Here is an 18467-nt window from a genome sequence, read left to right on the forward strand (position 1 = left end):
CAGAATCGGACCTTTACAGGCAGTAGCTTCCGTCAGAACGTGCGATGATACGATAACTTTAAAATACGGGAAGCGTACAGCCTGTTAAGGTGGGAAAAAACAAATGTAAGCGCCCAATGAATGGAGGGCGCTTCATTCCAGAAAAATACGGGTTTTATAGTCTATTCAATTCTGGTTAAAAGGCGAATCAAAGTTATCTTGGCGGGTATTGCGCCATTTGTCCTTCAGCACCGTATGGGTATTCATAATTCAGTTCTTCATCAAATGTGACATAGTCCAGATAAATCATTAATAGCAAATATCTTCTGCCTGTTTGCGGGTCACGCAAAATGATATGATCTCTTCCGGCTGCCTCAATGACTCCCCGAAATATTTTAGCGTTCCACTCCTCATTGTTTTCAAACGTCATATAAACCGTTGCACGTTTTCCTTCATTTAACCGTAAAATATTTTCAATGTACGATTGTTCCATCGGCAGCATACCCTGACCATTTTGAGCCTGCTGTTGTTGTTGCTGCTGGTTTTGAGGAACTTGCCGCGGGTCGTAAAAGGGATAGTATACTGGGGATGACTGCGGGTAATAGTAGTATGGGTATGCTTGATAGGGATTTGTGTACGGATAATGGACATTGTTGTCTTTCTCACTCATGAAAAAACCTCCTGTTATTAATATACTTTCGGACATTCGGACGAACCAGGTACATCAAAACAGAAATGCACATTTCTATTGAGTTCATGCTGTTTTGGCCTACTAGATATATGTATGAAGGCTGGAATGAAATGATGACAGATGCGGATGAAAAAGTATGGGGCAATTTGCGACATTTTTTGGGCGGATGGTTATGAAGGTGAAAGCTGAATATTACAAATTGCAAGCGCGTCAATGTCATCGAATAATGGATGCGGTGCACGATTTGGCATAAAAAAGAATCGGCTGATTCACCGATTCTTCCAGGGGTTATCTATGATTTTTTCAATTTAAACCTGCAAATAAGTGTCAATGTTTTCTTTCGCCAGGTGGTTACCGACGAAAAACTCGCCGAATTCACCGTAGCGGGCAGTTACTTCGTCAAAGCGCATTTCGTAGACGAGTTTTTTCAGCTGCAGCACGTCATGGGCAAACAGGGTAACGCCCCATTCCCAGTCATCAAAGCCGAATGAGCCGGTAATGATTTGTTTCACCTCGCCGGCATATTTGCGCCCGGTTTTAGAATGCTCATAAAGCAGTCGCGTCCGTTCTTTGAAATCGAGTGAATACCAGTTCTCGTCCCCCTGGCGGCGTTTGTCCATCGGGTAGAAACACATATGCTCCCATTTCGGCAAAATTGGATAGAGTCGTTCCCGTGTTTTTGGATCATCTGCTGAGCTGTTCCCACTGTATTGCGAAAGTTCCACAACGGAGACATAGGATTTGGCAGGACGCAGATACTCGGCAATTTTCGATTTATTGAATTCTGTTTCAATATCGGTTAATGCATTCATTGTCGGACGTAAGAACATGAACATTAAATCCGCTTTTTGGCCCACAACCTTGTAGAGAGCATGACTGCCGGTTTCCGCTGCTTCGACTTCTTCCCATTTTGTCAACAAGCTTTTGAATTCTTGAATGGCTTTGTCACGTTCGTCGGATGAAGCCATTTTCCATGATGTCCAGTCGATCGTACGCATGTCATGCAGGCAATACCAGCCGTCCAATGTTTTAACTGCTTCAGCTGCCATAGAAATCTCTCCTTTATTGACGATGTTGGAAATGTATTTTTTGCTGTTTTTGATACTGAAATCAGCTAACCGACTTCCTCAATCAGACTTCCAGCATCTGAACTCTGACCTTTAAAAAACGAGGTTATGCTGAGTTTTTTCTAGCATGTTTTAACTATATCATATTTAGGGTACGATAAGCATGGAATAGAGCGCATGTCAGGGTTCTGTCAAAAGATCATGTCAATTAAGTGACAATTGTTTTCAAGAAATAAAGAATCAAGTATGATACACAATGGGAGGTGCTCTTGATGAGTAATCTTTTTGAGCAAATAAAGGATCAGTTAAAAAATACGGATAAAAAAATTGTTTTTCCTGAAGGCCGGGATGAAAGGGTTCTGACGGCTGCCAGTCAGCTTGGCGCTTCCGGCATCGTGACACCCATATTACTGGGAGATATACAGGAAATCAGGCAGAAGGCGGAAGCCGTAAATGTGAATGTGTCCGCGTGTCAGATGATCGATCCACATGATTTCCCGTTGTTTGGCGATATGATCGATGCGTTTGTTGAGCGCCGCAAAGGAAAGGTAACGGCTGCTGACGCACGGCAAATTTTGCTGGATGAAAATTATTTCGGGACAATGCTTGTCTACATGAACCAGGCGGACGGACTTGTCAGCGGTGCAACCCATTCAACGGCTGATACGGTACGGCCGGCACTGCAGATCATTAAGACAAAGGACGGCATTAAGAAAACATCCGGCGTCTTTATCATGGTCCGCAATGATGAAAAATATGTATTTGCTGATTGCGCGATCAATATGAACCCCGACAGTCAGGATTTGGCCGAGATTGCGGTGGAGAGCGCTAACACAGCCGAATTGTTCAATGTTGACCCGAGGATTGCCATGCTCAGCTTTTCCACGAAAGGTTCCGCTCAATCGGAGGAAACGGATAAAGTTATCAACGCATTGAATCTGGCACGGGAGAAAAATCCTTCACTCGTCATCGATGGTGAATTTCAGTTTGACGCAGCATTTGTGCCGAGTGTTGCAGCAAAAAAAGCACCTGAATCGGTAATCAAAGGCGATGCGAATGTCTTTATTTTCCCGAGTCTTGAAGCGGGGAATATTGGCTACAAAGTCGCCCAGCGTCTTGGTGAATTTGAAGCAGTCGGTCCAATCTTGCAAGGACTGAACAAACCGGTCAATGACCTGTCGCGCGGGTGCAGTGCTGAGGATGTATATAATTTGGCACTGATTACAGCGGCACAGGCATAAATAGAAGGAAAGGGCGTACAGCACGGGCTGTGCGCTTTTATACGTTATTGAAAAAATCAGTAAACGCTGATAGGCTGCTGAATCAATGATGAAATGGGAAAAAGCAGTGTTAAAAAACCAAAGTCTTTCACTATAAATCTCCCATAAGCGTTGATAGATGGTGGCACATCCTTTTAAACAGAATGATTTTTTCATTAAATACCTTGCATTACAAGATATTATAATATACAATACTTATATACCTTGTAATGCAAGATACATAAGTGAGGTGAAAAGCCCTTGTCGACAACACAGATGATGAAAGGAATTCTGGATGGCTGCTTGCTGGCTATTATTAAGGACAAGGAAGTATATGGCTATGAATTGGCTGAGCGACTGGAAAGGTATGGATTTGACGCGTTAAGTGAAGGGACGATCTATCCGCTTTTGATGCGGATGCAAAAAGAAGAACTGGTGACATCCACCCGCAAAAAATCAACAGCCGGGCCAAAACGAAAATATTATTCCCTCACATCAAAAGGAGAACAGGAATTGGATGGTTTTATCCGGCGGTGGAATGATCTGCAGAATAATGTCAATCGGATTCTGGAACATGAAACATCATCAGATGAATTTTAGAAAGGGGATGATTGTGTGCCTGGAAAAACAGAACTATCGACCAAAAGCAGAGAATTTTTAGAGGACTTGCGGGTTTATTTATTTTCCAACGGCAAAAATTCAGATGATATACAGGACATAGTAGAAGAACTGGAAGTCCATTTGATGGAAGCAGAGAAAGAAGGAAAATCGGTTGAAAAAATTATAGGACATTCTCCAAAGGAATATATGGAACAGCTGTCAAATGAGCTGGCCGCTGATTACAAATCGTGGTTTAAGTATGTAATGCTTATCATTTTGGGGTCTTTTTCGTTTTCACTGGCCAATGATTTATTTGAAGGCACGTTATCCTATTCAGTGCTTGAATTGATAGGTCATGTTGTTCTAGGTGTCATTTTTATATTTGGCATGCTAATGACGTTTAAATACATAGTCGGGAACAAACTTTCAAAATGGAAAGAATTAAGCATCTTTTTTGTATTGGGAATAATTCCCATCGGCTTGTTTGTCGGATTGACTTATATAAATCGGGCTGTTGAAACACCCATGATTTACTTTGGTACAGCGGGAACGATTTTGACAGCAGTCATTACCGTAGTTTTCCTCATTGCAGTATCCTGGTGGGCAAAGACATGGGTGCTGCCGATTGTTTTAACAATGCTATTGCTGCCTGAATATCTGTTCAGGCTGACTGCGATGGTCCAGGAGACACAGATGATTTTAAGTACTGTCGCCAGTTTTGGCGGTATCGGTGTTTATATGTTCATAGACAGTAAAATGAATAAAGCATCGTGATATGAAACAGGCTGGAACACAGTTAAAACGTTCCACGCTAAAGACGAACGATGACAGGGCAGGAAGTGCAGCATTTGAATTTTTCAACAGTCACATCCTTATTCACCGTTGATAACGACTGCGAAAGCGTGACAATTTGTCTTGGTGTAGCCTTCCTCCCATTCTGATGTTAGTTGCGTGCGATCCGGCGGCATACTGCGCTTTCCATGGGCCTCCTCGGAAAGCAAAGACCTCTTTCCTGCGGGGTCTTCGGCTCGTGTCCCCGGAAAAGGCGTATTTTTTCCGCAGCGACAATCATGCATTCACCAACAAAAGCATGGAAGCAAGCAAATCTTAGACCAAGTTACTTCTCAGTTGATCGATCATTCGCAACAAATGTTCAAAAATACCTCAAAAGATAAAACCGAACTGTTCCCATAATAGTGGAATCATCGTTCGGATTTATCTTTGGCTTATATACTTTTGTCCCAGTCTCTTTACAGCTGGCAAACTTCATCCCGAAAACAAAAACTTCAGCGTGAAAAAGAATCTTCATTCCAAAATCAAAAATTTCATCCCGAAATCAAAAACATCCATACAAAACTTGCCCTCTGGCCAATCTATGACAAAATCACCTCACTGCATTCCTGCCACTTTCTTATTTCGCTTCACCATTTGCTCATACCGCTTCTCAAACTGCACCAGCTCTTCATCCGAAAAGTCATCGGTGACAATTCGCTCGCTCGTATTCTGCAATGCGTTCAGTACTCGCCCTTTCATCGCCGCAACGGTCAATTTCATGCCAAGCAGCTCCGACAATGAGGCCATCACATCAGGGTTGATATCCGGATAATCAAATTTTGTATCTTTACCTTTCCGGGAACTATCATAAAAATCCCTGACCAACTCCGCGCGCTCTCTGCTATTTCCCTCTACATCCACATAAATTTGAATCGCTGCCCCGTCCTTAACGCGCCGCTGAGAAATGCCGGCAAATTTCCGGCCGTCAATGCTTAAATCATAATCGCCAGGGCAGTACGAGCCGACAATTTCATAGGCTTCGATTTTATCTGTGAGATCACGAAGCATGTAACGGATAAAACTAACCATTGCTTCATAACAATCGTGGATGGAAGTCCCTTGTACATCAGGCAGGACGAGTGAAATGTTCAAAACGCCCGAGTCCAGTGCAACTGCCAGCCCGCCGGAATTCCTCACGACCGTATAGTAGCCTCGCTCAGAAAGCAGCCTGACACCTTCTTCCAAATACGGCAGACGTGAATCAGGAATGCCGAGGACAATGGTGTTCGGATGCACCCATAATCGAAGCGCCGGATCTGCATTTACACCATCAGCAAACAGCGCCAGCACATCGTCAATAGCAAATGATGTCAGTGCTGTATATGATTTTCCATGGAACGATTTTTTTTTCGAATGGTCAAGATAACGAAACTGCCTGTGTGCGACCACATCTTTCCAACTTTTCATCTGCTTCTCCTTTGATTAAACCTTTTATCCCCAAGATATCTATTATATAATATATGATAACATTGTCGAACAGAAACGGGTTGAAATAATGTCATACAAAAACGAACAGCTACATGAAGAAAAAGTTTTTAAAGACCCGGTACACCGGTATGTTCACGTACAGGATCGGGTTATCTGGGATTTAATTGCCACACCTGAATTTCAGCGGTTAAGGCGGATCAAGCAGCTCGGGACATCCTATCTGACATTTCATGGTGCTGAGCATAGCCGCTTCAATCACTCGCTCGGTGTTTATGAAATCGTCCGGCGTATTATCGGCAATTTTGAAAACCGTGATCGCTGGAATAATGAAGAACGCTTGCTCTGTCTATGCGCGGCTCTTTTGCATGATTTGGGGCATGGTCCGTTTTCACACTCGTTTGAAAAAGTCTACAAATTGGATCATGAGCATTTTACACAGCAGATCATCCTTGGCGATACACAAATACATCATATTCTCGAACGGGTAGAACCGGCATTTTCCAAAAAAGTGGCCGACGTAATTGATAAAACATATGAGGATAAGCTTGTCGTCAGCCTGATTTCCAGTCAGATCGATGCTGACCGGATGGATTACTTGCAGCGTGATGCCTACTTCACCGGCGTCAGTTACGGGCACTTTGACATGGAGCGTATTTTGCGCGTCATGCGCCCGATTGACGATCAGGTGGTGATTAAATCAAGCGGCATGCATGCAGTTGAAGACTACATCATGAGCCGTTACCAGATGTACTGGCAGGTTTACTTTCATCCGGTAACGCGCAGTGCCGAGGTGATTTTGTCAAAAATTCTGCACCGGGCAAAGTACTTATTTGAAAACAACTATACTTTTAAATTAAAGCCGTTTCACTTTATTTCATTTTTTCAAGAGAATGTCGATCTAAATGATTATTTAAAGCTCGACGAATCGATTGTTTTCTATTACTTTCAGCTGTGGCAGGAAGAGGACGATAATATATTACGGGATTTGTGCGAGCGATTCATGAACCGCCGTTTGTTAAAGTACATTGAATTTAATCCGAACTTGCAGATGAACGAATGGATGGAACTGTACAGGCTGTTTCAGGAGGCAGGGATCGATCCGGAATATTATCTCGTCGTCGATTCCTCATCCGATTTGCCGTATGATTTTTACCGACCGGGCGAAGATGACGAACGCTTGCCGATCAATCTGTTAATGCCTGATAGGAATTTAAAGGAACTTTCCAGGCATTCGGATATTGTTGAATCAATTTCCGGAAAAAAGCGGACCGATCACAAACTGTATTTCCCGGAAGATATGCTGTTGAAGCTTACCAATGATAATCCAGTCAAAAAACAAATTCTGGAACTTTTAAATCTTGAGTATTCCCTGGAAGGAGCGGGTGAAGATGCTGACTAACCATGCCAAACTAATGCAATTTTTTTCGGCAGCTAATGAAGTATCCGGACGGAAAAAGCTGCAAAAAATGATCTATATCCTGCAAAAATGTCATGTTCCGTTTGAGGAAAAATACCAATTTCATTTTTATGGGCCATACTCGGAGGAACTTTCACTAAGGATTGAGGAACTGTGTAATCTGGGATTTATATCTGAGGAAAAAGAAACAAAATCGAACTATATTCAATATCATTATGAGATTACTAGTGATGGGGAGGCTTTTTTAGACCAATTTCAAATGGAAATGCCGGATATGACAGAACAGATTGCATTGCTGAAAGGGCAGAGTTCACGATTTCTTGAGCTCGTTTCGACTGTGTTCTATTTTGAAGGGCTGCCGGTAAATGAAGTGGTGGAGAAAGTGCATGCCGTTAAACCGAAACAAAACTACACCAAGGCTGAAATCGATGAAGCATTCCGGTTCATAGGTGAGATCAGGCCGGTACAATAAGCTTTGGATGCTTTTCAATGATATGCTACAATAAGAACCAACATAAATCCAGGAGGGTTCTTGAAATGGCAGATCAATCTTCCAACCAGAAGAAGACGAATCAATTTACCATTATTAAAGACGATCCGAACGATGGACATGGCGGTTATGGTGTCGGCGCGATCAGTCTTGAAAATATGTCATCCGTGATTATTGATCCGAATGAGGACCGTGCCTTTGTCGATATGGGTGCGATGCATGCGCGCAGTGAAGTAGAGCGGCGTGTGAAGTTTCAGAATGACAGAGAGGTCGTAGCGAACGGCAAACGTTATTGGATTGTCTGGGTTACAACGGAAAAAGGTGAAAATAGTCCTTACTTTGCCGGTGTGTGCGGCAGTGAAATCGTTGTTGACCGATCGATCAAGCGTGCTTACAAGTCGATGCCGGAACATGTCAAACATATGGAGAAATCCTTGAAGGGGAACATAATGGTTGACCATATGGACGATCATTCCAAGAAATTACTGAAGGATTTTCTTGCTGACTTTGAAGGCGGCGACATGTGGCATCATTCTTCAGATGAATTGAAAAATGCACTGCCTGAATAGCAAAGCTTCGCTGTCCGGTCATGAAAGATCATGAACATTTTGTGACCGATTTATGAACAATTGGTTAAAATCTTGTACTTTAACCCGTAAATTTGTAAAATATGTGTACATGGGCTAACACATGTATTACTAGGACACAAAAAGAGCTGATCCCTTAGCGTGAGTCAGCTCTTTTTGATTTTTGCATTCCACAAATATGACCAAATTCAGAGCGTGACAGGAATTGTTAAAACAACAGATCAAACACTCTCTCAAATAAACCCTGATCATCTTCATTTTGTTGCTTCCTGTCATGATCCGAGTCCTTCTGGTCATCAGGCATATGCACGGTGCAGTGCTCCTCAGGTTCAGTTCCTTTTTCAAAATACATCATCCGGCTTGTTTCACAATAAGGTGTCGCCCGTTTACCGCTATCCGGGTCGATCCTGACGCCGACAACACCAGGCGGAACATCAAATTTTTGGGTAGCAGCATTTTCATGTGCATCCTCCATAAACGAAGCCCATATATCCTTGGCATAGGCTTCCTCTGCAGTTCTAGTAATTTGCTTGTTATTGTCGTACCCAGTCCAAATACCAGTCACCAATGACGGGCTGTAGCCGATCATCCAGCTGTCGGTATTGGTTGTCCCGGATTTTCCGGCATATTTCCTGCTGAGCTCATCGGCGATGGAGGATCCCGTTACAGACATGTAACCATCCAATGACCGGTCAAACATTCCGGTCATCAGCTGGGTCAGCACAAAGGCCGATTGCGGATCAAGGACTGGCTCCTCTTCTTCCTGTTTTCGCTCAAATACGGTAATGCCATCTCTGTCAACGATTTTGGATACTGTATGACTTTCTATATCGTAGCCGCCATTTGCGAGCATTCCGTAACCTGTGACCAATTCTTCCACCGTGACCGAAGAAGTACCTAATGCCAGGGAGGGCACAGCATTAAGCTTGCTGTCAATGCCGAATGTCTGCGCTGTATTAGCCAATTTTTCCGGTCCAAGATACAAATTGGTTTTAACAGCATACACATTGTCGGATAGTGCCAGTGCCTGGGCAAGCGTGATTTGTTCGTTTGCATAATAGCCATTATAGTTGCTCGGCTGATAGACTTCACCATCCTCAAGTCTGAATGCGGTTGGTTTGCTCATCAGCATGGTCGTCGGTGTGTAGCCGTTGTTTAGAGCTGCGTAATATAAAAACGGTTTAAAAGCTGATCCTGGCATCCGTTCCGCGTTTACTGCCCGGTTAAACGGACTGCTTTTATAATCTCTGCCACCGATTAAAGCACGGATCCCTCCAGTGCCCGGATGCATAGCCATGGCACCAATCTGGATGTCGCTTTCCGACTGGATGACACTTTCTGTTTTTGTTTCAAGCTGTTTTTGGAGCTGGGTATCAAGTGTGGTATGAATGTGATAACCACCAGAACGGACTTTTTCGGCATCAAGCTCCAAAATCCCTGCTGCTTCGCTTAATGCAGCATCCTGAAAATAGGGTGCGGCAGATACGTATTCCCGTTGTTCAGGTTCGGTGAAAGCCAGGTCTTCCCGGACGGCAAGAAAATGCTCCTGTTCGGTTATTTGATCATTTTCCAGCATTAATTCTAAAATCCGCTGCTGTCGGTTTTCGGCATTTTCCAGGTGATGAAAGGGTGAATAGTAAGAGGGCCCTTTCGGGATGGCTGCAAGCATAGAAGATTCTGCCAGCGTCAGCTCGCTTGCCGATTTATCAAAAAAATGTCTGCTCGCTGCTTCCGCCCCATAAGCGCTGTGCCCATAATAAATGGTGTTTAAATAACCTTCGAGCAGCTCGTCTTTTGAATAGTACATTTCCAGTCTCACCGTATAAAACGCTTCTTTCAGTTTGCGTGCCCAAGTTTTTTCATGTGATAAAAACAGATTCCGGGCATATTGCTGGGTCAGTGTACTGGCGCCTTCTTCCAGTGAAAAATGTTTAAGATCGGAAATAGCTGCACCGGCGATTCGCTGCAAATCAAAGCCATTATGATTGTAAAAGTGCCGATCCTCAATTGCCAGGGTTGCCTCGATCAAATGTGGGGACATCTCTTCCAAATCCACCCAATACCGGTTTTCTGCCCCACGCTCTTCACCAATTACGTCGCCGTCTATACTGTAATAAATCGTATTTTGATCATCAGTAAGCTGTGGCGGCCCCAACAGAAAGCTGATAAAATATACGCCGCCAAGCAAAAGCAGACCGAAAGCAAATAGCCCGATCGGTATGAGATAAAACAGCCGGTATTTTTCCCCGTTCAAACGTAAAAATTTCTTCATATGTTTTAACTCCATTTATGATGTGTTTATTATTTTCATTATGGGAAAAAATGGACGGAATTAAACCCGGGATGGCATGGATCAGCGGCATAGATACGTGATTGTTTCCAAAAAACGCCCGGATTTATTTCGCAACCCCGGGCATGTGACCGTTATTTTTATGGGGATAGGCATCATTGATTTTTCATCCGTAATCTTCCGTATCTGGTGGGTGAATGATTTTAAATCGCTTATATGAGTGGTTACGATTTTTTCCAATATTTGATGATCAATCTCTTGATAATTAACTACTGCAATATTTCTGAATCCGACCATTGCCTTCATTTGTGCTGCAATGGATTTATTAATCATCCCGGCATACTGGAGCAGGTTTAAATGCTTCACGGCTTGTTTGCGGCAATCCAAGCTGCTGTTCGGCCACAATGTGCATCGATAAGTCGATGGCAGTTTCACATGCTCGCTGGATATTTAAAATGATACTGTCTTATTTGGTGAAGTCCTTAAGGATTACCGGGTCATCATAAACCTCTTCAATTCTGTAGATACACCGCTCTATGATATTTTGCTTTATTTAAAATACATCATCTATCATATACAGAACCCCTTTCCCGGATTTGTTTAAAATGACCTGCCGCCCTTCATTCAGTCTGGCGTACATACTCATGACTTGTTTAATTCTGACCATTATATCAGACAATTGTACCGCAAGTTTAGCTGGTCGGCGTATTTTTTTAAGATCAGTCAGTCTTTATATTGAAATTTCCTGGAACTTATCGCTATAATAGGACATTATATCAAGCAGGAGCGATACGATGAACAAAACCCCGAAACAGGTTGCTGTTGAACTGCAGACAGCCATTGATGACAACGGGCAAATGGAATACAATACAGTCAGGCAAACTGGCCGATTTTATCGAAAAGAAAACATGGATGTGCTGACCTATAACGAAACAGCTGACGACGGATCGCCGATTTATAATATGATCACAATTCTTACAGATAAAGTGAGTGTAAAACGAACAGGTTCCATCAGCATGCACCAGCAATTCCGCAAGCAAAAGACGTCGGAAAATGTTTTCCAGCATCCGCACGGCAATCTACATATGGAAACATTTACAAATACGATAAACTATCAGGCGCTGTCCGAACACCAGGATGGTCTGCTCACCATTGACTATACCGTTAAGCTGAACGGACAGGATGAACGAAAGCATCAGCTGACATTAATGATTCGAACCAAGGAGGATTCCCAATGAGCAATGCATTATCACAAACAGAAGATATACTGAAACAAGAGATTGCCGCAGCTGTCCTGAAAGCGGATCTGGCTGGAGAAAGCGAACTGCCAGAAATCATTCTCGAAAAGCCCAAGGAAAAAGCGCACGGTGATTTTGCGACGAATATTGCCATGAAGCTTGCACGGGTCGCTAAAAAGGCCCCGCGTCAAATTGCCGAAGATATCATGGCTGAAATAGACGAAGCAAAGGCAAATGTTGAAAAAGTGGAGATTGCCGGACCCGGATTCATTAACTTTTTCATGAAAAATGACTTTCTTGGTGAATTGATCCCGGCTATTCTGGAAGCCGGTGAGACATACGGACGATCAAATACCGGTCAAGGCAAAAAGATTCAGGTTGAATTTGTGTCGGTGAATCCAACCGGTGATTTGCATCTCGGCCATGCCCGTGGCGCGGCCTATGGCGATGTGTTTTGTAATGTCCTGGATGCAGCGGGGTATGACGTGTCACGTGAATACTATATTAATGATGCCGGGAATCAGATTGATCATTTGGCGCTGTCCGTTGAAACCCGCTACTTAGAAGCGCTTGGCTATGAAGCTGTGATGCCTGAAGACGGCTATCGCGGTGACGATATTGTTGGCATTGGTCAGAAATTGGCTGATGAGTATGGTGATCAATGGGTGAATAAAAACAGACAGGAACGCCTGGCATTTTTCAAAGAATATGGTCTGAATTATGAGCTTGGCAATCTGAAACAAGATTTAGCAGATTTTCACGTGCATTTTGACAACTGGTTTTCTGAGCAGTCTTTATATGATGATAACAGGGTGGAAGAGGCTGTTCAGACATTGTGGGATGGCGGTTATGTCTATGAACAGGACGGGGCAACATGGTTCCGATCAACCGATTTCGGGGACGATAAAGACCGTGTGCTGATTAAGCAGGACGGCAGTTACACGTACCTGACACCAGATATCGCGTATCATAAAGATAAGCTTGAACGTGGTTTTGATAAAATCGTTAATGTATGGGGATCCGACCATCACGGGTATATTTCCCGGATGCGTGCTGCGATCCAGGCACTCGGCTACCCGGCGGAAAAATTTGATGTAAAAATCATTCAGACCGTCAACCTGTTCGAAGGCGGCGAAAAAGTTCGCATGAGCAAACGGACAGGTAATGCGGTTGCATTGCGCGATTTGATGGAGGAAGTAGGTCCTGATGCGACACGTTATTTCTTTGTTATGCGATCAAACGATACACAGTTTGATTTTAACCTGGATCTGGCACGTTCCCAATCAAATGATAACCCGATTTATTATGTCCAGTATGCCCATGCCCGTATCTGTACGATGCTGGAGCAGGCTAAATCAAAAGGTATTGCTGCCAGCGGGGAGTTTAACGCCGAACTGTTAACGGTTGAAAAAGAAACAGATCTTCTGAAAAAATTGGGTGAATTCCCGCAGACAGTGGCTGATGCGGCTGAAAAACACGCACCACATAAAGTGACCCAGTATGTTTTTGATCTGGCATCCTTGCTGCACAGTTTCTACAATGCTGAAAAAGTGCTCGATCCGGACAATCCGGAATTGACCAAAGCACGCATCGCTCTGATGAAGGCAGTACGGGTAACGTTGGCAAACGGTCTCAAGCTGATCGGTGTAAATGCACCGGTGAAAATGTAGTGATGAAAAACTTGCAGAGATAGATGCTTCTGCAAGTTTTTTGCGTTATTTTGGTCGTCTTCCCGAAGCAATCATTGAGCTGATAATATGGGGATTCCCTGATAAACGTACAATGACAAACCGCATAGTGTGGCGCATGTTGGCTTAAACGGGAGTCTGTCTGCCTGTCTCCGTGAGCCTTCTTTCTACTACAATCGAGAAAAGTTCCTAAAAAGGGGCAACATCATCATAAAAAATATGCCCACTTTTTGTCCGTTTCTTAAGATTGTAGTTGTGAATCCAATTTCTTAAGTTTCTATAAATCTGTTGACTGAATGATCATTCATCATATAAAGTGATAGTATCAGCAAAAATGTAGGGCACGCATCTTTTATTTTTCAAAATAATGCAATCGCTAACATTTTTCGTTATACTATATCAAAGGGGGAGCGGAAGATGAACACATTTTTATTGATCAACTGGCTCGCATTTATAGCGATTGCCGCCTATGGAATATACTTATTCGTCAAAGTAGTAGCAACACGGGTTTCCTATATTAAGTTGGGAAAGAAATCTGAGTTTGACCGGGATTTTAAAGAACGCTTCCGCCGCATAGGCAAGATTGTTTTCGGACAGTCGAAACTGCTGAAAGATAAAAAATCCGGAATCATCCATATCATGATGTTCTATGGTTTTTTACTCGTTCAGTTTGGTGCCATCGATATGTTTGTAAAAGGGCTGGCACCGGGCAATCATTTACCATTTGGGATGTTTTATCCAGGGTTTACGTTTTTCCAGGAAATCGTGACTTTAATGATTCTTGTGGCGGTTGTCTGGGCATTTTACCGGCGTTATATTGAAAAGCTCGTTCGTTTGAAGCGCGGTTTTAAAGCGGGACTTGTTCTGTTGTTCATTGGGACATTAATGCTTTCCGTGCTGGCTGGAAATGGGATGGCGATTCTTTGGCACGGTGAAACGGCAACATGGACAGAACCAGTTGCCAGTTTGATAGCTTTGGCCTTTAGCTGGTTGCCGCAAACAGCAGCAATGGTCATGTTCTATGTTTTCTGGTGGATTCATACCGTTACGATTCTGGCATTCCTGGTATACGTACCGCAATCCAAGCACGCACACTTAATTGCTGCGCCCATCAACGTATTTTTGAGCAAACGCGTGCCGGGAAAATTAAAAAAGATCGACTTTGATATAGATGAAGAAGAAAATGAAGATGAAATCTCCTTTGGTGTCGGAAAAGTGGAGGATTTTGAACAGCACCAGATGATTGACTTTTACGCATGTGTCGAATGCGGGCGCTGTACGGATGTATGCCCGGCTTCAGGCACAGGCAAGATGCTGTCACCGATGGATATTATGATCAAAGTCCGTGATCATTTGACCGAAAAAGGTGCTGCCGTTACAGGAAAATCTGCCTGGGTACCTGCATATGCATTTTCTAACACAAAAGGGAACCAGCTGGCCGGTGCAGGAGCAGATGAAGCTGCTGCAGGCATGGAAAGTGTCAGCCTGATTGGTGATGTTATCACGGAAGAGGAGCTTTCGGGCTGTACAACATGCCGCAATTGTGAAGATGCGTGCCCGGTTATGAATGAACATGTTGGAACCATTATCGACATGCGCCGTTATCTTGTTATGACGGAAGGTAAGATGGATCCGGATGCGCAGCGTGCGGTGATGAATATTGAACGTCAAGGGAACCCTTGGGGACTTTCCAAAAAAGACCGGATCAAATGGCGTGAACAGGATGAAGATGCCTATATCCCAACAGTCAAAGAACTCAAGAAAGAGGAAAAAGATTTTGAATATCTTTTCTGGGTTAGCTCTATGGGATCATTTGACAACCGTAGTCAAAAAATAGCCCTTGCTTTTGCCAAATTAATGAACCAGGCAGGTGTCAGCTTTGCTATTCTTGGAAATAAAGAACAAAACTCCGGTGACACGGCCCGTCGTATTGGGAATGAGTTTTTATTCCAGGAGATTGCCGAGAAAAATATAAAAGAATTCGAGAAACATCATGTGAAGAAGATTGTGACGATAGATCCGCATGCGTATAATATTTTCAAAAATGAATATCCTGATTTCGGCTTTGAAGCAGAAGTTTATCACCATACGCAAATGCTCTATGATCTGGTGATGAATGGTAAACTGAAACCGCAGCGGGAAATTAATCAGCGACTGACATACCATGATTCCTGTTATTTAGGAAGATACAACGGTGTCTATGATCCGCCGAGAGAGATTCTGACATCTATCCCGGGACTTGAGCTGACTGAGATGGATCGCAGCAGGGAGAACGGCATGTGCTGCGGTGCAGGCGGCGGTCTCATGTGGACGGAAGACACAACCGGAAACCGTATTAATGTTGCTCGTACCGAACAGGCCATGGAAACTGAATCAACAATGATTTCCAGCGCATGTCCATTCTGTCTGACGATGCTGAGTGATGGCACGAAAGCAAAGGAAGTTGAGGAAGACATTAGTACCATGGATGTTGCTGAAATACTGGCATTGTCCGTGTTTGTGGAAGAGGAACAGAAGTCTGCCTAAGTGGATAAAGAGGGGATGAATCGACATCCCCTCTTTATCATAAAGCTGTTCCCGAGCGAGCGTTCAGTCGTTAACAAGTAAGCGTTATCATATACTACGATAAAACTATTTTTAAGAGAGGATGTTGGATATATGCGAAAGTCTGTCATTGTATCTGGAGCCAGAACACCATTTGGTAAATTTGGGGGTGCATTAAAGCCTTTTACGGCATCACAGCTGGGTGGAAAAGCGATCCGGGAAGCGTTGGAACGTGCAGGATTGGCTGAAGAAAAAGTTGATGAGGTCATTATGGGAACTGTCTTACAGGGAGGACAGGGACAAATTCCATCCCGCCAGGCAGCACGTGAAGCAGGAATTCCATGGAAGGTCAAAACGGAAACAATCAACAAAGTCTGTGCTTCAGGCCTGCGCAGTGTTACCCTTGCGGATCAGCTCATCAGGCTTGGTGATGAAGATATTATTGTTGCCGGCGGAATGGAAAGCATGAGCAATGCGCCGTATATTTTGCCTGATGCTCGTTGGGGAAACCGTATGGGCGATAAAAAAGTAGTCGATATGATGGTATATGATGGCTTGACTTGCTCATTTGCGGATGTTCACATGGGAAGCTACGGCAACAGCACCGCCGAAGAATATGGTTTAACGCGGGAAGCGCAGGATGAATGGTCATATCGCAGTCACCAGCGTGCCGTCAAAGCGATTGAGAATAGAAAATTTGCCGAAGAAATCGTTTCGATTGAAGTACCGCAGCGAAAGGGTGATCCGATCGTTGTCGATACCGATGAAGCCCCGCGCAAGGATACCAGTGTTGACGCGCTGGCGAAACTGCGTCCGGCGTTCGACCGTGACGGAACGATTACAGCCGGCAATGCCCCCGGGGTCAATGATGGGGCTGGTGCATTTGTCGTGATGGCCGATGAAACAGCGGAACAGCTTGGCAGAACACCAATAGCAACGATTCATGACCATGCAGAAGTTGCCGTGGAATCTAAGGATTTTCCAAAAACGCCGGGACTGGTTATTAACAAATTGCTCGAAAAAACCGGTCGTTCCAAAGATGATATTGATTTGTTTGAAATTAACGAAGCATTTGCGGCAGTGTCATTGGCTAGCGGCCAAATCGCCGGTATTGACCCGGAAAAAATCAACGTAAATGGCGGGGCAGTTGCTTTAGGCCATCCAATCGGCGCAAGTGGTGCACGTATTATTTTGACATTGATTCACGAACTGAAACGCCGTGGCGGAGGGCTTGGCATTGCAGCGATTTGCAGCGGCGGCGGCCAGGGTGACGCCATGCTGGTGGAAGTGCCAAAGTGATGTGTAAGCTATTCGATCGTGGTTTTGGAGTCGACCGATTTATGTGATGCTGCTGAAGTTGCTGACAAAATCGCTCATTCATCAATTTCAATTCAAAAGGAGGCGCAAGCAATGACTATCAAAAAAGTAATGGTAATCGGCGCAGGACAGATGGGCTCAGGTATTGCCCAGGTTTGCGCGCAATCTGGTTATGATGTTTTGCTGAACGACGTCAGTGAGGAAGCAATTCAGAAAGGTTTCGGCCATATCGATAAATTGCTGACAAAATCTGTCGATAAAGAACGTATCAGTGAACAGAAAAAAAACGATACACTTTCCCGGATTCAACCGACAACAGATATTCAGAAAGTCGAAAACTGCGATATGGTGATTGAAGCAATTGTCGAAAATATGGATGTAAAAACAAAGGTGTTCCGTGAACTGGACGCCAGTGCACCAAGCCATGCAATTTTGGCGACCAACACATCCTCCCTTCCCATCACGGAAATGGCAGCAGCCACTAATCGCCCTGACCAGATCATCGGGATGCATTTTATGAATCCGGTGCCTGTCATGAAACTTGTAGAGGTTATTCGCGGGCTTCAGACAAGTGATGAAACGTATCAGGCAGTTGCTGATATGGCGAAGGAACTTTCCAAAACAGCCGTTGAAGTGAATGACTATCCCGGTTTTGCGGCGAACCGTATATTAATGCCGATGATCAACGAAGCTATTTATGCAGTACACGAAGATGTGGCATCAGTGGAGGATATTGATACGGTGATGAAACTCGGCATGAACCATCCGATGGGGCCTCTGACACTTGCAGACTTCATCGGTCTGGATACGTGCCTTTACATCATGGAAGTGCTCCATGACGGCTTTGGCGACAGCAAATATCGTCCATGCCCGCTGCTTCGCAAATATGTGAATGCCGGCTGGCTCGGTAAAAAATCAGGCAGAGGCTTTTATCAGTACAGTTGAATGGAAGCGAAATTAAGATCAACCCAGGAATACGAAAGTGGCGTATTCTGTATTATAAAGCCAATTGTCACTAAAACAGCCTAGAATGGCAGA

The 18467-nt window shown here is 44.0% G+C and carries 15 protein-coding genes and 1 pseudogene; 11 read left to right on the plus strand and 5 right to left on the minus strand.

Annotated features, from left to right (window positions below; translation table 11 throughout):
- Positions 1 to 193: 193 nt before the first annotated feature.
- Entirely contained in the window at positions 194 to 649 is a 456-nt protein-coding gene (gene gerQ / locus BM195_RS13675) for a spore coat protein GerQ (protein WP_090239445.1), read from the minus strand.
- 329 nt (positions 650 to 978) lie between these two features.
- Positions 979 to 1719, minus strand: coding sequence for a hydrogen peroxide-dependent heme synthase (gene hemQ / locus BM195_RS13680; protein ID WP_090239449.1), 741 nt, complete (start codon positions 1717 to 1719; stop codon positions 979 to 981).
- A gap of 290 nt (positions 1720 to 2009) precedes the next feature.
- Between hemQ and pta the strand changes: the two genes are divergently transcribed.
- The 3 genes from pta (at position 2010) to BM195_RS13695 (ending at position 4370) form a co-directional block, all read left to right on the plus strand.
- The gene (pta, locus tag BM195_RS13685) at positions 2010 to 2978 is read left to right on the plus strand and encodes a phosphate acetyltransferase (RefSeq protein ID WP_090239451.1); all 969 of its coding nucleotides are present in this window, start codon (positions 2010 to 2012) and stop codon (positions 2976 to 2978) included.
- 279 nt (positions 2979 to 3257) lie between these two features.
- Positions 3258 to 3596 carry a PadR family transcriptional regulator gene (locus tag BM195_RS13690; RefSeq protein ID WP_170848265.1) on the plus strand — a complete coding sequence of 113 codons (339 nt, stop codon included), beginning with the start codon at positions 3258 to 3260 and terminating at the stop codon, positions 3594 to 3596.
- A gap of 15 nt (positions 3597 to 3611) precedes the next feature.
- Positions 3612 to 4370, plus strand: coding sequence for an HAAS domain-containing protein (locus BM195_RS13695; protein ID WP_090239455.1), 759 nt, complete (start codon positions 3612 to 3614; stop codon positions 4368 to 4370).
- A 615-nt stretch (positions 4371 to 4985) separates the two neighbouring features.
- Here the strand turns inward: BM195_RS13695 and BM195_RS13700 are convergent.
- Positions 4986 to 5837 carry a lipoate--protein ligase family protein gene (locus BM195_RS13700; RefSeq protein ID WP_090239458.1) on the minus strand — a complete coding sequence of 284 codons (852 nt, stop codon included), beginning with the start codon at positions 5835 to 5837 and terminating at the stop codon, positions 4986 to 4988.
- Between the two features lie 88 nt (positions 5838 to 5925).
- Here BM195_RS13700 and BM195_RS13705 point away from each other — a divergent pair, with 88 nt between their 5' ends.
- The 3 genes from BM195_RS13705 to BM195_RS13715 all read left to right on the plus strand — a co-directional run bounded on the left by BM195_RS13705 (position 5926) and on the right by BM195_RS13715 (position 8334).
- Positions 5926 to 7257, plus strand: coding sequence for an HD domain-containing protein (locus BM195_RS13705; RefSeq protein WP_090239461.1), 1332 nt, complete (start codon positions 5926 to 5928; stop codon positions 7255 to 7257).
- The gene (locus tag BM195_RS13710) at positions 7247 to 7747 is read left to right on the plus strand and encodes a YwgA family protein (RefSeq protein ID WP_090239465.1); all 501 of its coding nucleotides are present in this window, start codon (positions 7247 to 7249) and stop codon (positions 7745 to 7747) included. The genes BM195_RS13705 and BM195_RS13710 overlap by 11 nt, the downstream gene beginning before the upstream one ends.
- Before the next feature lie 65 nt (positions 7748 to 7812).
- Positions 7813 to 8334, plus strand: a complete 522-nt coding sequence (locus tag BM195_RS13715) for a YwhD family protein (protein WP_090239470.1) — start codon at positions 7813 to 7815, stop codon at positions 8332 to 8334.
- 226 nt (positions 8335 to 8560) lie between these two features.
- Here BM195_RS13715 and BM195_RS13720 read toward each other — a convergent pair whose 3' ends face one another.
- On the minus strand, positions 8561 to 10624 hold the full coding sequence (locus tag BM195_RS13720) for a transglycosylase domain-containing protein (protein WP_244535768.1): 2064 nt from the start codon (positions 10622 to 10624) through the stop codon (positions 8561 to 8563).
- Between the two features lie 186 nt (positions 10625 to 10810).
- Positions 10811 to 11102 (minus strand): annotated as a pseudogene (gene hepT, locus BM195_RS13725) (type VII toxin-antitoxin system HepT family RNase toxin); the annotation flags it as partial.
- Between the two features lie 334 nt (positions 11103 to 11436).
- Here hepT and BM195_RS13730 point away from each other — a divergent pair.
- The 5 genes from BM195_RS13730 to BM195_RS13750 all read left to right on the plus strand — a co-directional run bounded on the left by BM195_RS13730 (position 11437) and on the right by BM195_RS13750 (position 18374).
- Entirely contained in the window at positions 11437 to 11880 is a 444-nt protein-coding gene (locus tag BM195_RS13730) for a YwiB family protein (protein ID WP_090239478.1), read from the plus strand.
- Positions 11877 to 13550: an arginine--tRNA ligase gene (argS, locus tag BM195_RS13735; protein WP_090239481.1), complete on the plus strand. Its 1674-nt coding sequence runs from the start codon at positions 11877 to 11879 to the stop codon at positions 13548 to 13550. The genes BM195_RS13730 and argS overlap by 4 nt, the downstream gene beginning before the upstream one ends.
- Positions 13551 to 13985: 435 nt before the next feature.
- Positions 13986 to 16094, plus strand: coding sequence for a heterodisulfide reductase-related iron-sulfur binding cluster (locus tag BM195_RS13740; protein ID WP_090239486.1), 2109 nt, complete (start codon positions 13986 to 13988; stop codon positions 16092 to 16094).
- 132 nt (positions 16095 to 16226) lie between these two features.
- Entirely contained in the window at positions 16227 to 17411 is a 1185-nt protein-coding gene (locus tag BM195_RS13745) for an acetyl-CoA C-acetyltransferase (protein ID WP_090239491.1), read from the plus strand.
- 111 nt (positions 17412 to 17522) lie between these two features.
- Positions 17523 to 18374, plus strand: coding sequence for a 3-hydroxybutyryl-CoA dehydrogenase (locus tag BM195_RS13750; RefSeq protein WP_090239495.1), 852 nt, complete (start codon positions 17523 to 17525; stop codon positions 18372 to 18374).
- Positions 18375 to 18467 lie beyond the last annotated feature (93 nt).

The organism is Lentibacillus halodurans, from assembly GCF_900112045.1.
Taxonomy (GTDB): Bacteria; Bacillota; Bacilli; order Bacillales; family Amphibacillaceae; genus Lentibacillus; species Lentibacillus halodurans.